Here is a 21,709-nt window from a genome sequence, read left to right as displayed (position 1 = left end):
TACGCTCAAAACCTGCTGTTATACAAGTAGTGGTAGCCCCATCACAACCAATAGGAATTTGTTGTGGAGATAAACATGCACGAAGATCATAATCATACTGAATGTTCTTGACAAAGAACGCTGTCGGATTTGAACTTTCAATATCTGTAATTTCAATACCATAAGCACCATCATCAGAATGGCCGTTAGCTATCACTTTCAACTTAATGCTGTTCGATGTCGCATTTTTTATAATAAGTGCATCATTTTCAACACTAAGGCTATATGTCAGAGCTTCATTTTGCTTATTCATGTTTAGTGTTTCAGCAAGATTTGGGCTGTTTTCATCAATATCATTATTTGTACAAGATGAATATAAGAGACCTGTTGTTGCATCATATATCTCTATGCGCCAAAGAACATCAGGAGTATGCATAGATAAATACTCAAACAATATCCCAATCTCTAGTGTAGCCCCATCACAACTAATTTGGTTTGGTGCTGGTACGGAGTGGGCCAAACAACACGTTACTAAATTAGTGTTCTCGTCCCATTGCAGCGTTGGATTACTATCCCAGTCAAAATACAATCCTTGCGGTCTGGCAAACTCAATGCGTTTATTCGGTCCAATATCATTAATCAGTTTAACCCTTGCACCATTGGCCTGCTCACTAATATTTTCGCTGCCGTTATAAAGTAAAACGAAATCCCAGCTAAATGGAAGCGAATTTGTAGGAACATTCACACCATCAATTTTAAAATCATTCACCCCAACATACCCAAATGGATCATAAGAAATCAGGGATAAATTATCTGTGAGTGGGAAAGAAATTGTGAAGCCTACATTGTCAGTTGCACCATCACAGCTTATTGCACTATTTGATGGTGCTAAACATGCAGAAACCTCTGCATACAATGGTGTATGACTATCTTCATCGTAAACTTGAGCTTCAACACTGATCGGTTGATCGTAATCAGGAAGTATTTTTCCAACACTTACAGTAGGGTTTGCAAGTGTTGGCAAGGTCCAGAAATTGTAATATCCCAGCACTTCATTTGTGTTTTCGTCAAAAGAACCAGCTATCACCCTTAGTCTTACAAACTGATTGGAAAGATTGACAATACCAACATTGTCAATAAAACAGAGGCCATATGGTGAAAGGATTTCGTTTATCGCAAGAATATTCAATCCACCATCAATGCGCCCCGCTATCTGATCATTCACAATAAACAATAAAGTTAGTTCCGCACCTTGTCCTGACAGCGGCAAATGAGATATAGCTCCAGCACAGCCAATAGGAACATTCCCATTTTCAATGCCACCAATGCGCAACACCTGGACACTGGGTACACCAGTGTCCAGACAGTCCTGCACGGCATTGTAATAAGGGTTATTCGGTTCATGCCCAAGCTGACCACGAATATTAGCATTGTGGATTGTCATGGGACGGTCAACACGGCCACGTTTAAACTGACCAATAATGATTGCACTGGTCAAGCCCAGATTGGTCTGTGTTTCTGTTTGGTCCAACACCCCTTGGCTCTGGATGCCTACAGCCTCACCTAACATCTTTGTAGTATTCATCGTCTTTTACCTAGGTTATTAAGACTTTTGATAATTTCATTACCCATTTTCATCAATGCATTTTGCTTCTGGACATCACTTTCCATTTCTTTCTTACGATCTTCCCATGCGTCTGATGCGTAATAGTCAGCCTCAAAACTGACAGGCAAATTCAGCACTTCAAACAGGGACATCTTGCAATGGTTGGCAAGGTCTTGGGCTGTACTAAGTAAATGACTTGTCCAGTTCCTTGATGATTCCGATAAATGCGGAAGCGGCGCGAAATCGTAAAGGAGCGTCATCTGCACCTCTTAACACCACAAGCCCATCATTGTTGACACTCAGCTGAACATGGGTGAAAAGCTGGTTGTTTAGCTTCTGAAAATCTTGGTAAACCAGGTCAAAATCACTCTGCGGCAAAGATTTAAGGTAATTTAGGCGCAAGGAAAATTGATCTTTATATGCCAGATCAGGCAGGCCACGGTCAGGAAAACTTCCCAGATGTTCGTGATTTTCATAGCTGATTTGAAAGGCCAACATGCAGGCAATCCATTCCGCTGCGTTCATGCAGTGCGCTTCAAGATATTCAGCTTCAGTACCGTTCAATTGACGTACCGTAACACCACGCTCGGTGATTTGGTCAAGCCATACCCCTTGTTCAAGGAAGCATTTCGAAAGGTCGGCATCACTTGAAAACAATGTATTTGTTTGCTGCTGAACATACTTAAGCATCAAGAAAATTCGTTCCTGTGCTGTCATCTTTAAAGGTAGCAGACTATCTTTTAGCGAGTGAGCCAGAAAAGCCGATATTCGCTTTTCATTGAATTTAGCGGGGACTGCTGCAACTTTTAACGCATCGTTGAAGATGACTTCATTCAACTGATAGCTTTTTTCGCCAATTGGTATGGGATCAAAATTAAGCATATTTACACCTTATAGCTATAGAGGTTACGAACATCCTGGGCATCCCACGCCGCCTTACTCATTAAACTGAGGGTTACGGCAAGGCTTAACCTGTTGCCAGCCTCATCAATTGGCGCAACGATGGGAGCTGAAACGCTCTGGAGAACAAAAGGAAAATAGGTTTTGCCGTGTGATGTAACAGTTAAAAAGGGTGGAATCACACCAGAAAACAAGCCATCAATACCCTGGTCGGAAATATCAGTCAGCACGGTTCCTTGCGATAGATGCGCTGGCACAGCCCAAGACTGCAAATGCATGATCTTGTTCTCAACTTCTTTTTGTGCATCATTCACGGCGATGAAAAAGACATTCAGGTTTAAGTGGACAGATGCGGTAGACAAAAAAACCTGAGTGGTATTGACCTTGTTTAAATTGGTCTTACCCTCGACCTTTTTTGCAAAATCAGCGATTGGCTGCATTGCTGATGCAATACCCTCCGCTGCCTTGCCAAACAACGCCCCGCCAACGGCACCGATAGAGGCAACCGTCTGACCAGTTTGCAGACCAGCCATAAGCATTGGCATTTTTAGTTCAGGATTGGAATTTTCAAACGGCGTTTGCCATTGGCTCTCAAAATTAATGTCACCATCGGTTAAAAATGCGCGGATTGTTGGCTGCGACGTATCTGTCACATATTTATCCTGTTCATTTTCATCCTTGGTTTTGATGCACAGGTTAAATTCGGCAAACTTATGCTTTGATACATATCCCCAGAACGGATCAGCGCTAAAATCCTCTGGCTGGGTCGTGGTGTCAGCGTTTGCCGCCTGTGCGCTTGCCAAATCTGCCATAAAAAAAGCCCTATTCAGATAGGGCTATTTTTAATGACAATGAACCACTGAATTAAGCTGAGTTCCAATTAGGCAGCGATATTACTGGCTTCAAATTCCTTGATCTTTTTAATGATTTCAGCCGACTTGTTATATGGCATAACAACCTCACCATATTCATTGACATCGGCAAACCAATAATCTGTAAGTATCTTGTTGATGTAGTCCACATTTAAGCCCTCACCATTGAAGATATAATTACTTCGCTCCGTTCGCATATATAAGCCATAGCTGTCCAGCTGCTCATCTATACGCAATTTTCTTGGCTTGACCTGTGCATGACGGATCATTTCAAACAATTGCTCTGGATTTTCCGCATGTGAAAAGTTCATGTTTCGTGGGTAACTTGGCGCATCTTCAGGATTGCTATGTCGTTCGATAATGACAATACGTGTATTTACGCCTGTGCCTGCATTTCTAAAGGTGCTTTGAGGCAATGATATTTCCCCAAAAACATAAGCCTCTTTTTCATCGGCAATCCAGTCAGAAAACTTGTCATCCATGCTGCCACGCGGGATGATCGCCACAATACGGCCACCATCATATAAATGCTCAAATGCCTTTTTAACATGGGTAAGTGCAAGTGAACCCGCGTTTCCAAAAGGTGGATTCATCACAATTGCATGGTACTTGTTGTTGGTACCGTGAACCTCAAAGCCACCTATGATGACATTTGCGCCCGTATTTGCCATTTTTGCCCGACTTGCCAATGATTCAGTTGGTTCAATCATGGTCAGGTTGACATCATTCGGCGCAAAACGCCCAATAGCACCATCCCCTGCACTTGGCTCTAAAACATCATCCCCAGTATGCACGCCAGCCCATTCAAGCATTTTGTAGCCCAATGGTTCAGGCGTTGCGTACCATTCCTTACCCTCCCTATTTTGGCGACTCTCGGTACGTTTCCCTTTGGCATGGTAATAGGTCATTGCCTTGTCGAATGGAGAAAGCCTTGCAATACGCGCATTTTCCTCATCATAGGCTTTACCACCAATACCATCCAGCAATGAGGGCTCATGATAATCCGCTTCCTCATAGGCCTGAATCAATGCCTGTTTAATGCTGACCAAGGCATCTTCACCTTTTGCCAGGTTGTCTACTGTTTCCGCCCGCCCTGCAATTGTCTCAGCAAAGGCCATACGCTCCCAGTTTGTGCCCGTGGTGAAGTAACGCTGGATTGCATTGGAAGCCTGTCCAACGCGATAAATACGGCCCTCGGTCTGACGTAGCTTGGCTGGCTTGATTGGCTGACCAATATTGACATTGACCCGTTGATGTGTGCCTGTGGTGTCATGTAATGAGATACCAGTTGACCCCGCATCAGACTGGACAATCAGCAAGTCAAAACCACTGTTGTCCTGGTTGAACAGGTCCACATTCTTCTGACGTTCTTTCTTGGAAATACGTCCATTGAATAGCAATGCTTTAGGGAAAGCACGGCGTAATGTCACCAATGGCGAATTATAGTTACAGTTCAGACGGATTAAATCGGGACGCTCTTGGCAAAACAATTCATATTCAGCAGCTGCAATATCATTGTAATCACCATTTTTTGCGGAATTAAATTGATGGTCCACAAATGCAAATGGCCTAAAACCTCCGCCCTCGTTATAGTCATGGAAAATAATGACTTTACGCCCCAGCGCAATGTTCTTTTTAAAGAATGGCAATCCCTCCTCAGCCTTGATTGCCTCCAGCAGGCGACGGCGTGAAAGGTAGTCAAAGCGCTTGTTGACCAATTGACTTAACTCGGAATATTTACGGTCTCCTTTTTCATTCTTGGAGTCACTTAAATAATCCAGTCCCTCATCAATTTTTTGCCCAATATTCGATTTAATGAGAACAAACTTGCGGTCATAGTCAAACTTAAGCTGCAATTCCCGTCCACTCATTGCACCAGACTTTTTTAAACCCTCTGCAAACTGCCGCTCAAACACACCCTCATCTACGCCGCCAACAGGACGGGTCAGCTTGTTATAGCGCATTCGATAGCCAAAATTACTCATATAGAATTTTTCACGGGAACCACCAGAGTTATAACCACCAACATCATCATGCTTGAATTGGTTGGCTGGTTCCTTGAAGTGGAATAAATATCCCTCAGCCCAGTCAATTGTTTTGACATAGGCAAATGGTGTGGCTGAAAGAAAAACCACTTTGGCGCGTTTTCCAGTCTGGTTGGTCCAGTTCTTTTCCCATTCGAGTCTATAGTCATGGATAAATGCATACCAATCCGTTACAGCCTGATCTGTCCGTTCTTCTTTAGGAATCACAAATGGATCACGTTCAGAGAATCGCATCTTTGCCCATGTATCAAAACCAGCATGGTGTCCAGACAGTGCCCTTAAATTTGCCAGTGCAGAGGTCACATCCCCATCAGCACTTTGCATAAGCGTATGGGACTCATCAACGAGAATGAGGTCCCAGTCTTTTTTCCCTAAAGACTTGTTCTGACCAAAATTTGCATAGGTCGTGACAACCACATTGTTATTATCACTGCCGTTGTCATCCGTGCTTAATAACTGGTGAATATTGATATTTAATGGCTTGCCTGACTTAATGAAATCATTGGCAATCTTGTCACTTAAGGTAATGATAAGGATATTGTTTAGCCCAGCATTCAGGAATCGTTTGACCGTGCCCAGCCCTGTAAATGTTTTGCCTGTCCCTGTGCCATTGGTAATCAAGACACCATTGGCATTGTCTTGAATCAGCCTTTTTTCAACTTTTGCAACATCATCACATTGCTCAGTTAAAAGATAGGGTAAGGCTTCATTGATATTTTGCTGATCACCCCACTCCGTTGGCGTGCCCTCGGCAGCAGCCTGAAGCTGTGCCTTGGCATCTAGCTCAACTCTACCTGATTTAGCAGACTGAACAATTGATCTATCTCGTTTAGATCGAGTAGATGGTCGAGTGATGCCAGCTTGACTGCCTCCGATGCTGTCAGCCCCTGTATGATCGGTTGCACCTCCCCCATCTGTAGGTTCATTTCCTCTATTTCCTGTGCCAGGTAAACCTGCATCATAAACTTCTGGTAAGCCAGTATCACCGTTTCGGTATAACCCTTGCCCTGTAGCAACTGTTCCTGTTGCTTGAGGCGTTGCTCCAGCTCCACCTGATTCAGGCTCAGGAATTGCTGGTCCTCTTGATCGGCGACGAAGTTCACTAAGTCGTGCCACACTTGAATCGGTATCTGTAACATTGGACAAGACCCCTTTAACTAAAACTTGGTTTTCGGTCAGTAAATCATCTGGTATTTCAGCAATATGCTTTGCCCGTACCAAGGTATGACCGTTATATATGAACGCATACGGATCGTATTGCTTAGCGTCCTTGACTCCAACATTTTCCAGTGACAATACTAAAAGCGGTTTGCCTTTTTTGGTCACATATTCAATCAGTTCATCTTCACAGGCCAGATATGCGATTGCAGCCTGAATCTGGGATAAGGCATCGGATGGAGTATCTTTGACAATGAAAGCGCGTAGACTTTCATCTAAACGCTGCACGGAATGTAGATAGACAAAATCGGCAACATCACCCAGGAACCCCTTATCTTGGTCCTGTTCTGCAAATGACAAAATCTTTTTGGCTTCAGGTAAATCAAGTTCAATTTCCCCAGCCAAGACCTTTTTAAAATACAGTGTAATGTCACTGAGACTTTTTAATGCATCGATTAATTTATCAAGAGAACCCAGAACATTTTCAGGCTTTAAAATGAAGTTCTTTTCAAAAATGGACATACAACCCTCAACATGGGATTTTTTCATCTGCCCATGTTAAAGGTGTAAAAGTGTATGATTTTTAAAATGTTCCAATTAACATGGCTGATATAAAACATTAAGGAAATCATCAGTGACAGAATCAAACTCTGACCAAGTGTGCTGAATTTTCTGTAATAGATCAGCCATTGATATTTTTCTAATGTCGCCTAAACCCTGCCAGCCCTGTTCATAGTTGGAAAGATAAATTTCTTTGGCCTCATCCTCAGTTTCAGCACCTAAAATAACCTTGTGCTCATCAAACTTTCCATCTTTATCCAGTTGTTTAATGATGTAGGCATTATCAGGAATATGGTCTAAATGGTTTTTAACAAATACATCGATTTCATCTCCATCGGCACCCGTGGTGTTTTCCAAAAAACCATAGTGGTGCTGCATCCTAATTTTCCATTCGTTACCCAATTCATCAGTACCTGAACGAATTGAACCTGCGGGATTCTCAATTGCAATGTTTAAGTCACTAATAGCAAGGTGGCCCTTTTGGTAATCCCCTGACTCTTTTTGTTCGCTAGATGGGAGTTCAAGATCATTTAATGTTGATGTGGCAGCTTCATGGGCTTTTTGGTCCAATTCTGTAAAATCATTGTCATTGCCTGTATTGGATTGAACTTCAAACGTCCCACTTGGCAAATAGATCAGTGTGGCAAAATTAGTATTAGAAATTCTCAAAGCCAAGCCATACCAAACTTTATTTAATTTAAATTTAATATCAGCAATGAAAGCATCAAATTTAAACATTGAGCTATTTTCATCAGTATCAGTGATCGAAATAAAAACCTTATCTCCAATTTGGTGCTCAGCAGGCAACTCTAATGAGTGTAGGTAGTTTTTATCAGGCTCATCAAACCACCGAATAATTTGCCCATTCATCCAACTATCAGCATTTGAACTATTTTCATCTGCATTGTCATAATCACTTATAATTTTAGGATCAATCTGCTGTTCATCGAGTAAAAAACCATTAATATACTCAAAGATTTCAGAAATCTTCTTATCTTTGCATCCCCCAATCTCTGCTACAAAACCTCCATCAGATTCAGCAATTTCAATTGAAAAATCATTTTGATTTTCATTCATATTGAAAAGAAGTTTTCTTGCTCCATTGATATGCTCTTTAATATAAGTATTTTTATCAGAATCCTTTTTCTTCCATCCAGATTTGCATAATAGATGTCCGATAAAATATCTTTTCTCAATAACACTATAATCTTGGAGTACAGAATCAAACATACTCAGATTGGTATTTTCCCCGTAATTTTCTTCAATGATTTTTACAGCATAATCAATCGCATCTTTAATACTGACGGGTTCAGGATCACCAAACAGTCCAATATTCTGTTGATCTAATGCCTGTTTCTCTGCAAATTCAGCCATTGCCTTAAACAGTAGACTCATCTTTTTTGCGCTGCGACTGTTTTTAGACAAGAAAATCGCAAGCTCTGGAACGCCCTCTGCCAAGTCACCAAAAAGCCCCTGCTGTTTCACAAATTCCGCAATATCCTGATCATTCTGCTTTGCAGCCAATATCGTATTTGCAGCGTCAATAATGGCATTAGCAACCCGTTTATCCAATGCCTGTTCAATACCATCAACTATCGACGATGAAACATCCTGAACATTACCACGGCTGACCGACTGGGCTTCAATGAATTTTGGTGCCGCTGCGCCCAAGGCATTCAGCATATTCTGCAAGTCTGGCTTGGTTTGATCTGCCATCATCTCTAGTAGGCGGTCATCATTATAGGCTTTGCTAAATATTGCGGCTTTTATACGTGTCACCAATGCCTGCGTTGGCTTTCCATCTGTGGTGATATATTGCGCCGCCTCTGTTTCGCCCAATGATTTAAGAAAACCCTGCACGAATTTTTGATTTCCCACTGTCAGTAAATCGCCATCATCACCAGGCATAAACAATGACAATAAGTTCTCATCCAATCGTCTTGCATCAGATTTCGCACGTTCCGTAGCACTGAATGAAAGCTTGTCATCCTGGTTTGCCTCTACAGTAAATTGAATACGGTCAATTTCTGAAGTACGGATACGGACAAGAATTGGTTTTTCAAAATGCTTAATCTTTTCAGGATCAAAACCAAAATATTCAGCTTCATCAATCAGCCACTGTTTATATTCATTCGCATTTCCACGCTCATAGGCAAGCTGTATTGCCATGGTTCGCCCATTGCCAGATTCCACAACCAGATCATCACCGACAATTGGCGCACCTGTATCAGCGCGTCCAGAACGTCCCAAGCTTTCAGGATCAAGTGTGTTTGAGGTTTTTTGCACCCATGCCTGTGATGACTCACGGCTGCGGTCACGCGGTTGTAACTCTTGCGGGTAATTTGGATTCTCTGCACCAGTGGCGGTATGCGATGCAATGATCTTGTCAGCATCAAGCACCGCAAAAACTGTAGACACCTTGGTGCCCTTTGCTGTTTTTACATTGTTACTACGACCTTTTAATACCTTATTTTCACTACCATGCAGGTTTTGTAATGCAACGATCATGGAATCAATCTTATCCAATACCCATTGCCCATCCGCATCAATGCTGTCAAAACCATCAACACTATCAAATGCACCCTGTTCATAATCTGCCTGAAACTCAGTTCTGATTCGCAACACATCTTCATGATCTAGGGGTTTATCATTTTCATTCGGGTTTTTATTAAATTCTTCTAATTTATGATGTACAGCCCAGCTCAGCACATCTAACTTCTTTCGCCCAGCCTGATCATAAACATAAATATTAGTTCTTTGTTCCTGTGGTATGAAATGTTCTTTCTGAGCTTTTAACGTAAGAATTTCCAGTTGCTCAAACGTCAGGTTTCTTGCCATTTCTACAGCTTTCCAGCCATACACTTTAATTTTCTTTGATTTTTGCTCAATATTGACATTCAAGGCATCATGCAGTACATTTAATAAACGGGAGCGTCCTCCATTTTGGGTAAGCAAATTATTTTGCCCAGCCACTTGGTCTGAAGGGATGTTCCCTTTTTTTATGTCTTTAGCAATGGTAACGGCCTGAGTGTAAAATCTGGGTTTATCATTCTTATCTTCTGTATGTCGTCTTAAACGAACCACCATATAACATTTTTCATCATCCAGATTAATTGGGGCAGCTACAACAATATTTTCAATTGGCTTGCCCTCATCATCCATTGACCTATTTAGAACCCTCGCTTTTTCAATAATCAGGGGTAAAGCAGGCAATCCCTGAATATCTATCTGTTTAGGTTTATGGCTCATAGCGGATTTAATACCACTGGGAGCTATGATTACCGTACCTAACTGCTCGTTTTGAAATTCCTGACCTTGGTTATTTGCAGCCAGCCAATCACGCAACCATTGCATTGCATTTTTTATAATTTTACCCTCGGCATCAGGCTTGATCTGTCCTGATTTAATTGATGCGATAGGCGGCCCTGACAGAAATTTGAAATTCTTTTTTTGGAATTCTGTAATGAGATTCGACATCTCATCCAAAGCAGTTAAAGCTTCTGTCTCGTTTGTCACATTTTTGACTTTGCTCATTTCACACACAAAAAAATAGCCCAATTAAGGACTATTCTCTTAGGATATATAGTTGTTAAGCCTGTGCTGTTCCAACCAGTTCATTCACTTGATTAATCAACATATTAACGGCATCAATCAACAAGGGATCATTAGGATTCTTTTCCGCTTCACTACGAACATTTTGTAGTAACTCAACAGAAACACTCACCTTTCCATCAATAATCGACTGAAATAGTTCATTGACTGATTCAGGAATTTTTCCGCCAAGTAATTCAATCAACTCACGCAACCGTTTTGTACCCTGTAACTTTTCCATGCCTTTTAAACCTGGAATATTTTCTATCAAGGCACGTAATTCTTTCGTGAGTTTCAATTTCTCTAATGCATTCACTTGAAAATATCCTTAATTAATCAATTTAGCCTGATCTACTTGATATACAGAATATGCCGTTACAGCCTGCTCAAACAGGTCATTAATCTCAGAAGTTAATCGCCCACCAATCGCTTCAAGTTGAGTCTCAATCTCACTCGAATTAGAGAAATCCACCTCTCCCTTAATGACTTTGTTCAGGTAATCGACATCATCTGTAGATGCCTCATTCCCAGTATCATCAGGTTCATTTCCATCTGGTACTTTTGCCTCCAGCAAAGCAGGCAATGATCTAAACGCTGGATACTTCACCATCATTTCCTCAATTGTTTTAAAGAAACGTGGTGCACCTAGTCCACGATTCCATGATGCTCGTGACTGAGCATTGTTGGCTGAAACCTCCCATTCGCCATTTGGATTAATATGTGCAGTCCAAGTATCAACCTTTTTATCGTTTTTAAATGCACGATAGAAACCATTTCCCAAGTCCTCAATGGGTGGATAAGTCTTGGTTTTTGGTGCATCTTCTGTTTTACCAGCTTTCCAGCGTTCAATCGTGTTTTCAACGGATTGAACCATTCGCTCAATTGACTGTTTAAGGCCCGATGCGGTTGCAACTTTCCCGAAAGGCCTATCCAGCAATGCTTTAGCCTCTGTTAAGGCTTCATTGATACTTTCTGGGTAGTTCTGTCTAAAGAATTCTTCAGTGGTCCCGCCAGTGAGCCAACTATGACGAATACTGAGCGCATCATAGATATTTTTGGCTTCGGTTTTCGTCACAAGTTTTGGCTTATCATGTTGTGCTGGTTCATTATTTGCCTGTTTTTCTGCCTGATAGCGTGCCAGTGCATCACTGTCATCTGGATACTTTAAATTCGCTTCTCGGCTTTCAAGCATACTTTGATATGCCTGTTCCAAGGTTGGCAATGTTTCGGAAGCACTATACTTGCCATCTGGAAGCTGATAAAAAAAGGTATATCCTTGATCTGACTGTTTAATCACCCAGGAACCATCAGGCATATCTTTTACTTTTTCTGCATCCTCAATTGATGTAACAACGCCCTGATAGCCTGCCTTGTCTGCACCAAAAGCATTCATCTCATCATTAACTTTCTGGGATTGTTCTATTTCAGTCTGTGTTTGTGATTTAGCTGATTCCTCACTCTGCTCCAACAATCCCTGAATTTGAGCCTCAAGCGCAGATTTCTGATTCCGCTTATCTGCAATACGCTGTTCAGCATCTGCCAAAGCCTGAGCACTGGCAGCTTTCTTGACTTGGGTTCGTTTGAATCGGGCACTGTTCTGATTAATCAACTTCACTACACGACCTGCAAGCACTGGCAAGGCAATGCCCTCTCCCTGATTCGGCTGAATCACACCCGTTACATCTCGGTTATTCATCAGGATTTTCCAAGACAGCAAGGTGTCCTGTGGTGCAATACGCTTTGCATCACGGTCAGGATGATGAAACAGGATCGTTATAGTTTGCCCATCTTCAAAGTCATAAGAAACGGCAACATTTAATACTTTTTTATGGCGGAAAGGCTTGTCGCTCTGGTCCACTTTCAAGACTTTTACACCGCCTTTTGATGCGGTCTGCATTGCCTTATGCAGCATGTTTACCAGTCTGTCGAGATACTGGTACTCCACAATGATCGAGTCAAAGTCTGCATATTCGGCACCAATGGATTCAAGCAATTGTGCCAATCCATCAAAACTTGACAGTAATCCTGACTGGTCATCATGGCGCTGCATATCCAAAAGTAAATTGGCAGTTTTGCCCTCATGTGTAGTGAGTTCAATCCCATCCCAACCAGGTACAACGGCGCAGGGAACGTCCTGTAATGCTGTTAAATGACAACGATGAATTAACTGTTTATTCTTGTGAAAATGTGGAGTTGCCAGATGACGTAAAAGGCCATTTAAATTGGTTTCAATCACATCATCCTCAATTGCATCAAACATACGCCCAAACTGTAATTGAGCCAAGGCACTGGCTTGATCGTCATCCACAGCACCCAATACAGCGATTGAATCAAAAGCAGGTACTTGTTTAATTTGCCCCTTGAGATTCACAATACGCCATTGGTCATCATCGGTTGCGGTTTCAGTCACAATTGCATTGAGCTGACGGTATTGCCCTTTAATGACTCCAATTGAACATGATCCACTGTTGACTGAATCAAAACCCTCTACAATGCGGCTGGTATGCGGTTCATGCAATGGATGAAAAATGTCGATATTACGCATTGAAAAATGCCCCAAAATTATTTTGTGATTGAGGCAATTTTTACATTTCAGGCTTTCTATAAAGATAGGCTGTTCCAATCATGGCAGCATTGGAAACATCTTCACAAAATTAAGGGTAACAATACCGATCCCATTTCTATTGGTCGCATCGAGTGGAATGCTCCCCGTCTGCAATGCGACCAAATGCTGTACTTCAAACACCCATGTTGAAAAGCTGTGTTTGTCATAAATAAAGACTGTCATACGCATCAGGTAGTCTTTCGGTAATGCCTGAGTGCCTCCGTGCTCCCCTTTTGGAAACATGATTTCTTTTATTGCCATGGCACTATTTAAAATCGAGGCATTACGGGTTTCAATGAATGGGATTGATATTTCACCAGAGCCATTCCCAGTGATGTGGTTCAATTGATAGGTTCCCACCTGGACACTATCCGTATTTGCATCCAAAAGCGAAAGGTCGATACTTTGACATAGCCACGGTAGACTAAACTCCTCATCCACCAGTGGAACAGGAATACTAATTTCCTCTGGTTTAAAACCCTCTTGCCCCTGTTCAAAGGCATTAAAGAATCCCGCTTCCTGATGGGTCAGGTCATATGTATCAAAAACCTTGATTTCCTTATTTGCCAAGGCACCATTGAGATCAAATGGTTCAAGCTTCACGCCAAAGTGGATGGTTGAAAGCGCATCTAACGCATAGATTTTGCTGTATTCCACTTTTGCCTGATCTATCGGCATTCCTGACCACACACCAACTGAACTACTTGCCCTAACCGAAATTGGAGACATCTCCGCTGTACCAGGATCGTTATCATATCTGACATCATATTCGGCCATAATTATTGCTCCATATTCTGTGCTTGTGATTGAGCCTGTGCCCGCGTTTCAGCAATATCCTTGGCTATACGACAGGCATCATCATAATTAAAACCAGCGTCTTTTTCTAAAATGTATTGCATGGTTTCTTCTGATAAATCGGATTCTTTTAATGAGTTGATCACCTGAATCTTAAGCAGGGTTGTATTCATCTGTGTCTGCTTATTTGTGTTTTCCTCAGTCACAGCAGCCGATTGCGTGCTTGAAAACTCAACCTGCCAAGGAAAATCTCGTTCGTCAAAATCTTCGTTATAGCAAAGCCCCCAGTCAATGCACATGATCATGTTGACCAACTGTACAGCAGATTGTCGAATGTACATTGAACGGCGCATGATCTGGCTTGAAGTATGAAATGCTGCACCATCTCCAAGTCCACCCGCCAACATATCCGCCCAGCCGACTAAGCTGGGATCAAGCCCAATCCCGCCCATTAAGATACGAACATTAATCATAAAGGTTTCAATGTTAATGGGTGAGTTACGCTGCCCCTTAATGTCTCCCACAGGGTTTAATACTTGCTTTTCATCCCATGTAGGTAGTACATGGTATTTTGTATTCCATATGCTCTCACCACCCTCCAAGGCATTTTTTACAAACTTCTCATGGTCCCTAAGCATCCCCTCCAGTCCACGGGTGTATGCTTCCCGCTGGGCTGGAGGCATCCCCGACATATTCAGGGTTAAAAACATCTGGTTGACAGCATCGGCAACCTGCTGGCTGTTCATTGTTGTCAGTGCAAGAATGACATCATCGTATGCTTTCTCGATTGTGTAGAGAAATGAACCACCGACTTGACTTGGTAAAATTGGCAACTGTTCAGGATCGTCATTCTCAAGCATTCTGGTGATCATGCTTGCTTCCACAGGATTAAACTGGGGAACGTTTTGAATCCTTGGCAATTTCATGCGAACCATCTGGTTCTTGTTGAGCTTGGTGATTACCTTTGACCAATTTTTTGGATCAAGACCGAAATACGCAACCGTTTTGCTGCCCTGTTCATAGGCTTCAATCTGAGGCGGATAGGTATATTCATTGCTTAATAAGTCAGTAATCCCTACTTTCTTTTCCCCATAAACACGGGCATAGGCATCACCGAATGAGATACCCTCAGAACACAATTTTGTAATGTATTTATTAACGATGTTTTCTATTGGCTTGATACGGGCTTCAAGTTTTTTCAACTGTGCCTTTTCCGTGACACTTATCTCCTTGCCCCGCAAACGTTCAGATGGAGTGATAAAAATTTGTTGGCCGTTGTGGGTATCACCACCCAATGCAGCCATTACATGAATCCCGATACCCTCTGCGATAGGTGCAAACTTTAGCATTTGCTCCCACTTGGTATAGATTTCCTTGCGTGTCCGTTTTTTATTTTCCTTGGTGGTATAGGTACCGAGTGAAAATGGCGCAATGGATTCATACATATGCGCCATGGCTTCCTGGTTCGCGTCCACCATTTGCTGTGGCACAACGCTATTAACACTTGGTCCCAGCAAGAGCGATAAGATGTCTGTAGCAGCCATATCTAAGCCAAAAATTGAGAATTAAGGCAATTTTGGCGAATATTGCTTGATCAAAATCTAATATGTTCCAATCATATAGGTTGTGAGGTAGTGCCTCCACCATTTTGTACACCACCATGTACATGAGTTTTTAATGATTTACCGCCACTCACTACATCTTCCGTTGCAGTAATTTTACCTGTTGTTGTCTGGTTTCCCGTGTGTTCAATGTCACCCTCAATCACCACTTTCCCTTTTAAATTGATGGTGGGTGCTTCAATAGTCGCTTTAGTGCGGGCCAATAGCTCGATGTTTTCCTGACGGATGCGTCGGGTATCCACCACTGCCCCCGTACCATGACTGCTAAAAAAAGCGATAACAGGCCGTGAAACCTCACCATTATCAAAGAAAATATAAACATCTTCATCAGTATTAATTTCACGCTCTGTTTCTTTGTCACTGTCTCCAACTGGATATGCAAAAGTTGCTGTTAGTCCATCACTCGCACCATCAGTTAAACCTGGGATGTGAATTTTTGCGGTACGCCTGTTTTTATCATATGAGAGAATTTTTGCCTTTCTAAATCCCAGGTTCATTTCATTCCCCTAAATGTATTTATAAACTGGCAAGCCAGAGTTTAGTTTCTGAACCCACATTTCCACCAATTGCCCCCGTCTCGACATGATGCGCAGCGGTTAGGATCACATAGTTCTTTTTGTCAATTTCAATGAGATCACCTGCATTAAGCTCAAAGTTTATTGGACGATGAACAATTCCACGCGGGATTAAAACCTTTTCAAGATTCTTTAACTGACGCGCATCCAGTCCAGCCTTTTGAATGACAGACTGCCCCTGTGTTGTGGTGTCATCACCAATTACGGTAGAGCCATCGACATCAACCGATACATATGACGACTTTTGGTGCTTTTCCAACACTTTGCTGTCAATCCACTGCACCTCACTCGGATCAAGCTTTAAAACAGGTGCCTGTTTAAAAATTGCATCAAGTTTTAATGCACTGATCTTTAGGTCCTTGAAACAGATCACCGCGGCTTCCTGTTGCAAATACAAGGCTAAGCGTTCTGTCGGCAGATCACCTCTAAGGCATATGAATTCAGGTAATGGAATATCCTCACCCAGACGGATATTGGATGCACCGCAGGCACGGTAGGCAGCATTAAATGAAGTTTGATCAAGAATTGTGGCATTTGAAGCAAACTCCAGCAATTTCTTGCAGCCCTTTAAAACCGCAATACATGAAATCCCCCCGATGCGGCCATCTTCTTTAATGGTTTGGGATTTAATTGGATTGGCATAAACAATTTCAAAGGAATGCGGAATATCAGTGACAAGGAGTTCAGCACCATAGGCCAGTTGTTTTTCAAGCTCTTTTGTATACTTGACAGCAAATTCGACACTGACAGGTACAGGCACCAGATCAGTCCTTAAAGTTGCCACAATGAGTTCAGATGCTGAAATCACCTTGTTGGTTGATAGAATCGCAATCCGCATTAATCACGCTCTCCCATCGTTTTAAAGCTAAAAGGAGGCGCAACAAAGGCATTTTTAGGCATCAATTCCTTGGCTTCACGAAATGCCTGTTCAGCATCACTGACTGACAGACCAAAACCATCACCTCCCATGCTTCTCGAACCCTCCACCAGTTGCGCCTGAATCAAGTCGCAGTTGGCACTAAAACAGGGTTCAATGATTGCGTACTCAAAGCCCTCCAACACCAGGTTCCCATCAATTTCAATGGCACTGGTTAAGCCACGTTGACAAGACAACTTAGCCCAACCCGCGTAACGCTCGGTTTCCTGTATCAGTGCGGCGGTCACATCCTCCAAAAGTAGGGAATACCCTTTCATTTGCAATTTTTGATAAAAATTGTTTGCCAGTACCGAAATTGGACCAGCAACTACTTTTGGATTTTGTGAGCCATCGTCTGGTAAAAGTTGCATAGCAAATTACCCGAATAGTGAACCGATCTGACGAGCAGTATTTAATGCTGAACGAGCAGTATTAGTTGCTGACTGTGCTGCACTGACAACACTCTGGACACGGTTGATCAAGCCCTCAACACCTGCAACCCCTCTTTGACCTGGCAATACGGTACCGTTAGCACCTATGCTGGCAAAGTTACCAAAGAAGTTAAAATCGATTGGACAGGAAATCGTCATTACTTGACCACGACTCTCTGTATCAAACTCTGGCATTTCAAATCGGATTGCGCAGTTTTCCAATTCATATGCACGGGTAAAGCTTGCCACATGACCGTCATAGTAGTCACAGTCAATCATTCCTTTATTTGCCACGATATAGTCTGCAAACAGTTGAGCATGAGCCGCTTCAGTCTCCAGAAGCTGTAGAGTGCCTGTATACCAGTCTTTTGGAGGCCCTGCGACAATACCCGTATGCCCGCCTGGATACTGTACCTGCACTGGATCATCATTAGTAATAATTGGACGTGGGCAACTTTTAATTAAAAAACGATAATCTTCCAGTCCACGCGGTACCAACATCCCCTGACATGACAGAATGGGTGAACCTAACTGCTGAATAGCCAAAGAATCGGCTTTCATCTGGCTTAAAAGTATTGGATTGACCTGACGCATCTTGCTTCTCAAATCTTATGTGATAAGTGTATTTTCAATGATCGTCAGAATGGATTTTTAGAAGTGTTCCAAAACAAAAAGGCCGCATCATCATGCAGCCTTTTTTTATCCATCGAATAAGAGGATCAATAGAATCCCATATTTCGACCTTTTTTAAAGGATTTTACTTTTTTCTTGAGTGCATTGGCTGTATAAGCATGTAGGCGGGCTTTCTTCAACCCTGCTTTCTGAGCAGCCGACAAACGCACCTTTTGTCCAGGCAATCGTTTATTTACGATAGCTCTGACTCCCTTTCGAATCGCCAAAACACCACGATAGGCAACTTTACGACCATTCACCTTTTTCTGGGAGAAAGCTCCTACACGGGCTTTAATTTCTGCTTTAGACAAGCGCTTACTTTTGTTTGCAGAATCAAAGCCATCTTCAACTTCATCAGGTTCACCGTAGATAAACTCACGAATCAGTTCATCCAGTGGATCACCCTCGTCAGGCATATTGGCAATCACTGTACTTGCAGCAGCTTCAATTGCAGCATCCGCAGCGTCAACATTATCGCTGAAAATTTCTTGAATCACGGAGTCATCAACACCGAATGTTGAAAAGGCATCATCAATTGAGGCGATCAATGCATTTTCATAGGTGCCGTCCTCATCATCAGCACCGTCAAGGGCATCAATAATCAAGGCATCCAGTCGGTCAGTCGGCAACTCATCTTCATCAAGTGTACCGTCTGATACGGCGTTCACAAGATCAGATACGATATGCAATGCAGTTTCACGCACATGCTCAATAAATGAAAGTTCTTCACGCATTGCGCTTGTCAATGTATTTACGCTGGTAGTAATCCCAGCAGCAGCCGAATCAAAATCACGAAGCACCGTTGGTTGATTCAGCGTTTTATTGAATGGACCATTTGTACCAAACATTTATATCACCATTATAATTTAAGGTTACTTAACAAGAACATCTTCATCGAAGATGACTGAACGTGTTGTACCCTGTGGACAGCGTGCCATATACAGTCGAACACGTTCAAAAGGCTTGTCCTGATCAGGTGTTAATCGGAAGTCATAAGGCTTCCCACCTAAATCATCGGCTGGTACCAACCATCCAGAAGTGACCGCACCAGACAAATATTTATCAATATCCTTACTGGCTTTTTCCAGATAATCTGCTGTTGGCTTCAACATATGGCGCTTAAGAATATTGACCGCATCATTCTTGGTGCGCATTGCAATTTCAGCGGCTGGTACCAAACGTAATGCACTGGTTGCACTCTGGTACTGAGTCAATACGTCGCTTAAGACAAACTGCACTACATCAAACTTAATCGGACGCACCACATTTACTTTTGCAACTGCAAGCATTTCCATGGTTGGTTCATCGAGCACAACATCTGGACGAAGTTCCAGCGCCTTTTTACGGAAAGGGAAATCTTTCCAAGCCACCGCAACGTGAATAGGTGCATAGCCCTGTGCATTGGTACGCGCATTGCGGAGAAGTTTGTCACCGATATGTTGACCAATATAAGTTGCGAAAATCTTTCGTCCTTTTAAAGAAACTGCATCACGGGGACGACAAAGGTTTGGAGACCAGATTGTTTGAACCTGCTGTGTCTGTGCATCCAGGGTCTCTGCAAATTGTGCAGCCTGTTCAGGTGTGATGGATGGATCAATTTCAACATCAAGCGGAATATTCAGCTTTTCTGCTGCCCTAAGCAATGCGACATAAATCGGCAATTCCTCGGCAACAGGCAAGGCCAAATATGCTGGTGGATCAACCAATGTTGTAAGGAGTGTATAGGTCACATCTGGATCAAACACAGGTGGTTCTTCATCTTCCAATGCCAAGTTGACCTTGTTACGTCCTAAACTGTTCAGGGAGTTAAAGGCATCACAGTCCAAGATGGCGTTAAATACCCCTACACCAAAGGATAGTTCAAACTGCTCAAATGCTTCAGTCGCATCGGCCACAGCAACTATAGATGCCATGTTTTCAGGATCAGCATCCACAATACCCTGAATTTTAATTACCTCGTCACCCGTCGTGGCATCCACAATGCGTAAACGCATGATGAGATCAGAAAGTAAGACAGGCGCACTGATTTTGCTGAAAAACGCGACTTCCAATTCGGTGTCAGATAAATAGCTATGTGTTGAAAAATCCAATGTCAGCACACTGGCACCAACACCGTTAATGGACAACCCACCTGCTGCTGATAATTTTAACGTACTCATGTTTGCTCCATTATTCGCCTGAAATTAAGCTACCAACTCGCAATACATTGACACTGGGTACACCCGTATCCAGACAATCTTGCACAGCCATGTAGTAAGGATTATTCGGCTCGTAGCCAAGTTGTCCACGGATATTGCCATTATGGATCGTCATCGGACGGTCAACACGCCCCCGTCTAAACAGCCCAACGATAATTGCACTGGTTAAACCAACCTTTGTCTGTGTTTCTGTGCGATCAATTACCCCTTGGCTTTGGATACCAACCGCCTCTCCCAAAATCTTTGTTGTGTTCACTTTGTTTGCGCCTTTGGCTAAACGTTTTAGTTATTTTGCGCCGTGGCTATTGTGGTAATTTTTGTTAGTTCCAATGAAAAAAAACTCCGCGATAAGCAGAGTTTTAAAGATGAATCTGAATTGTTTAGGGTTCAGGATCAGGTTCATCCTCAACAACTTCAACACTCATGGCGAGAACATCATAGTCTTTTAAGGCTTTCAACTGATCAATATTGCTCTTGATCTGATTAAAAGCCGCATCACCAGTGACTCGGATCACAACTGTCTGACCTGGTTGAATGTGGACACCCGTCAATGGTTCAATGATTCGTTTATAACTTTGATTGAACAAAGTCACGTCCCGAACTGTTGGCTCATCACCAAGGGCTTCCAGCAGTGGATTAGTACCATCAAAATCATGATCAGCCATTTTTTAGAACCTCAACGTTTTTGCCAAGCGCTTTAAACTGTTTAATATTGTTTAGAACCGACGTTTTTACGGTTTTTGTCGGGCACTCAATAGTAACAGTCTCACCCGCTTTGATTGAAGTTTTTGTTACGGGTTCATAAATGGTGCTAAGCCCATTATTTCGAATAGTAACTTCCAGCGGATTTTGATGTTGGGTGGCTTCTTTTTGAACCACGATTTTTTCGTTGTTCTTTTCTTCACCGACTAGTGGTTGCATATCAGCATTAGGTAAAAAACTGGCTTCATCAATCCACTTCAAGTGTTTGTTTGATTGATCACCAGCAGCCTGCAAAAACGGATTTTCATTTTTGGCTGGCGTTGATTTCACTTCCAGTGTTTTCGATTCATCTGTCAAATCGGAAATTACCTTTTCAACATCTGGTTCCTTATTCTCAGGTGTTGAATCTGTTTCCTGGTTCGCTTGTAATTCCGCTTGTGAAGATGATTCAGTGGCCTTAGCCCCAGTATCAGCTTCTTCG

The 21,709-nt window shown here is 42.5% G+C and carries 18 protein-coding genes and 1 pseudogene; all 19 read right to left on the bottom strand.

Features of this window, described 5'->3' with window-relative positions; translation table 11 throughout:
- Window positions 1-1,306: 1,306 nt before the first annotated feature.
- Window positions 1,307-1,564 (bottom strand): annotated as a pseudogene (locus N5J47_RS18110) (hypothetical protein); the annotation flags it as partial.
- On the bottom strand, window positions 1,561-1,737 hold the full coding sequence (locus N5J47_RS12160; protein ID WP_279961260.1) for a hypothetical protein: 177 nt from the start codon (window positions 1,735-1,737) through the stop codon (window positions 1,561-1,563). The pseudogene N5J47_RS18110 and the gene N5J47_RS12160, both read right to left, overlap by 4 nt.
- Before the next feature lie 31 nt (window positions 1,738-1,768).
- Complete coding sequence (locus tag N5J47_RS12155) at window positions 1,769-2,467, bottom strand: hypothetical protein (protein ID WP_279961259.1); 699 nt, start codon at window positions 2,465-2,467, stop codon at window positions 1,769-1,771.
- Between the two features lie 2 nt (window positions 2,468-2,469).
- Window positions 2,470-3,297 (bottom strand): hypothetical protein, encoded by an 828-nt coding sequence (locus N5J47_RS12150; RefSeq protein ID WP_279961258.1) that lies wholly within the window; start codon window positions 3,295-3,297, stop codon window positions 2,470-2,472.
- A 68-nt stretch (window positions 3,298-3,365) separates the two neighbouring features.
- Entirely contained in the window at window positions 3,366-7,082 is a 3,717-nt protein-coding gene (locus tag N5J47_RS12145) for a DEAD/DEAH box helicase family protein (RefSeq protein WP_279961257.1), read from the bottom strand.
- Between the two features lie 75 nt (window positions 7,083-7,157).
- A complete protein-coding gene (locus tag N5J47_RS12140) occupies window positions 7,158-10,655 on the bottom strand; it encodes a hypothetical protein (RefSeq protein ID WP_279961256.1) in 3,498 nt (1,165 codons plus the stop codon).
- A 55-nt stretch (window positions 10,656-10,710) separates the two neighbouring features.
- Window positions 10,711-11,028, bottom strand: a complete 318-nt coding sequence (locus N5J47_RS12135) for a hypothetical protein (RefSeq protein ID WP_279961255.1) — start codon at window positions 11,026-11,028, stop codon at window positions 10,711-10,713.
- 12 nt (window positions 11,029-11,040) lie between these two features.
- Window positions 11,041-13,257 carry a hypothetical protein gene (locus N5J47_RS12130; protein ID WP_279961254.1) on the bottom strand — a complete coding sequence of 739 codons (2,217 nt, stop codon included), beginning with the start codon at window positions 13,255-13,257 and terminating at the stop codon, window positions 11,041-11,043.
- Between the two features lie 78 nt (window positions 13,258-13,335).
- Complete coding sequence (locus N5J47_RS12125) at window positions 13,336-14,094, bottom strand: hypothetical protein (protein ID WP_279961253.1); 759 nt, start codon at window positions 14,092-14,094, stop codon at window positions 13,336-13,338.
- 2 nt (window positions 14,095-14,096) lie between these two features.
- Window positions 14,097-15,656, bottom strand: a complete 1,560-nt coding sequence (locus N5J47_RS12120) for a hypothetical protein (protein WP_279961252.1) — start codon at window positions 15,654-15,656, stop codon at window positions 14,097-14,099.
- Between the two features lie 71 nt (window positions 15,657-15,727).
- Complete coding sequence (locus tag N5J47_RS12115) at window positions 15,728-16,231, bottom strand: hypothetical protein (protein ID WP_279961251.1); 504 nt, start codon at window positions 16,229-16,231, stop codon at window positions 15,728-15,730.
- Window positions 16,232-16,250: 19 nt separating this feature from the next.
- Window positions 16,251-17,147 carry a hypothetical protein gene (locus N5J47_RS12110; protein WP_279961250.1) on the bottom strand — a complete coding sequence of 299 codons (897 nt, stop codon included), beginning with the start codon at window positions 17,145-17,147 and terminating at the stop codon, window positions 16,251-16,253.
- Window positions 17,147-17,596 (bottom strand): hypothetical protein, encoded by a 450-nt coding sequence (locus N5J47_RS12105; RefSeq protein ID WP_279961249.1) that lies wholly within the window; start codon window positions 17,594-17,596, stop codon window positions 17,147-17,149. The genes N5J47_RS12110 and N5J47_RS12105 overlap by 1 nt, the downstream gene beginning before the upstream one ends.
- 6 nt (window positions 17,597-17,602) lie before the next feature.
- Window positions 17,603-18,250, bottom strand: a complete 648-nt coding sequence (locus N5J47_RS12100; RefSeq protein WP_279961248.1) for a hypothetical protein — start codon at window positions 18,248-18,250, stop codon at window positions 17,603-17,605.
- Window positions 18,251-18,375: 125 nt separating this feature from the next.
- Window positions 18,376-19,176, bottom strand: coding sequence for a hypothetical protein (locus N5J47_RS12095; protein WP_279961247.1), 801 nt, complete (start codon window positions 19,174-19,176; stop codon window positions 18,376-18,378).
- A gap of 24 nt (window positions 19,177-19,200) precedes the next feature.
- On the bottom strand, window positions 19,201-20,487 hold the full coding sequence (locus tag N5J47_RS12090; protein ID WP_279961246.1) for a hypothetical protein: 1,287 nt from the start codon (window positions 20,485-20,487) through the stop codon (window positions 19,201-19,203).
- A gap of 10 nt (window positions 20,488-20,497) precedes the next feature.
- Window positions 20,498-20,782, bottom strand: a complete 285-nt coding sequence (locus tag N5J47_RS12085) for a hypothetical protein (RefSeq protein ID WP_279961245.1) — start codon at window positions 20,780-20,782, stop codon at window positions 20,498-20,500.
- 124 nt (window positions 20,783-20,906) lie between these two features.
- Window positions 20,907-21,191, bottom strand: a complete 285-nt coding sequence (locus N5J47_RS12080) for a hypothetical protein (protein WP_279961244.1) — start codon at window positions 21,189-21,191, stop codon at window positions 20,907-20,909.
- A partial coding sequence (locus N5J47_RS12075; RefSeq protein WP_279961243.1) for a hypothetical protein occupies window positions 21,184-21,709 on the bottom strand: 526 nt, incomplete at its 5' end. The genes N5J47_RS12080 and N5J47_RS12075, both read right to left, overlap by 8 nt.

The organism is Acinetobacter sp. GD03645 (assembly GCF_029845285.1).
Classification (GTDB): Bacteria; Pseudomonadota; Gammaproteobacteria; order Pseudomonadales; family Moraxellaceae; genus Acinetobacter; species Acinetobacter corruptisaponis.
This window is presented reverse-complemented; position numbering and strand designations above follow the sequence as displayed.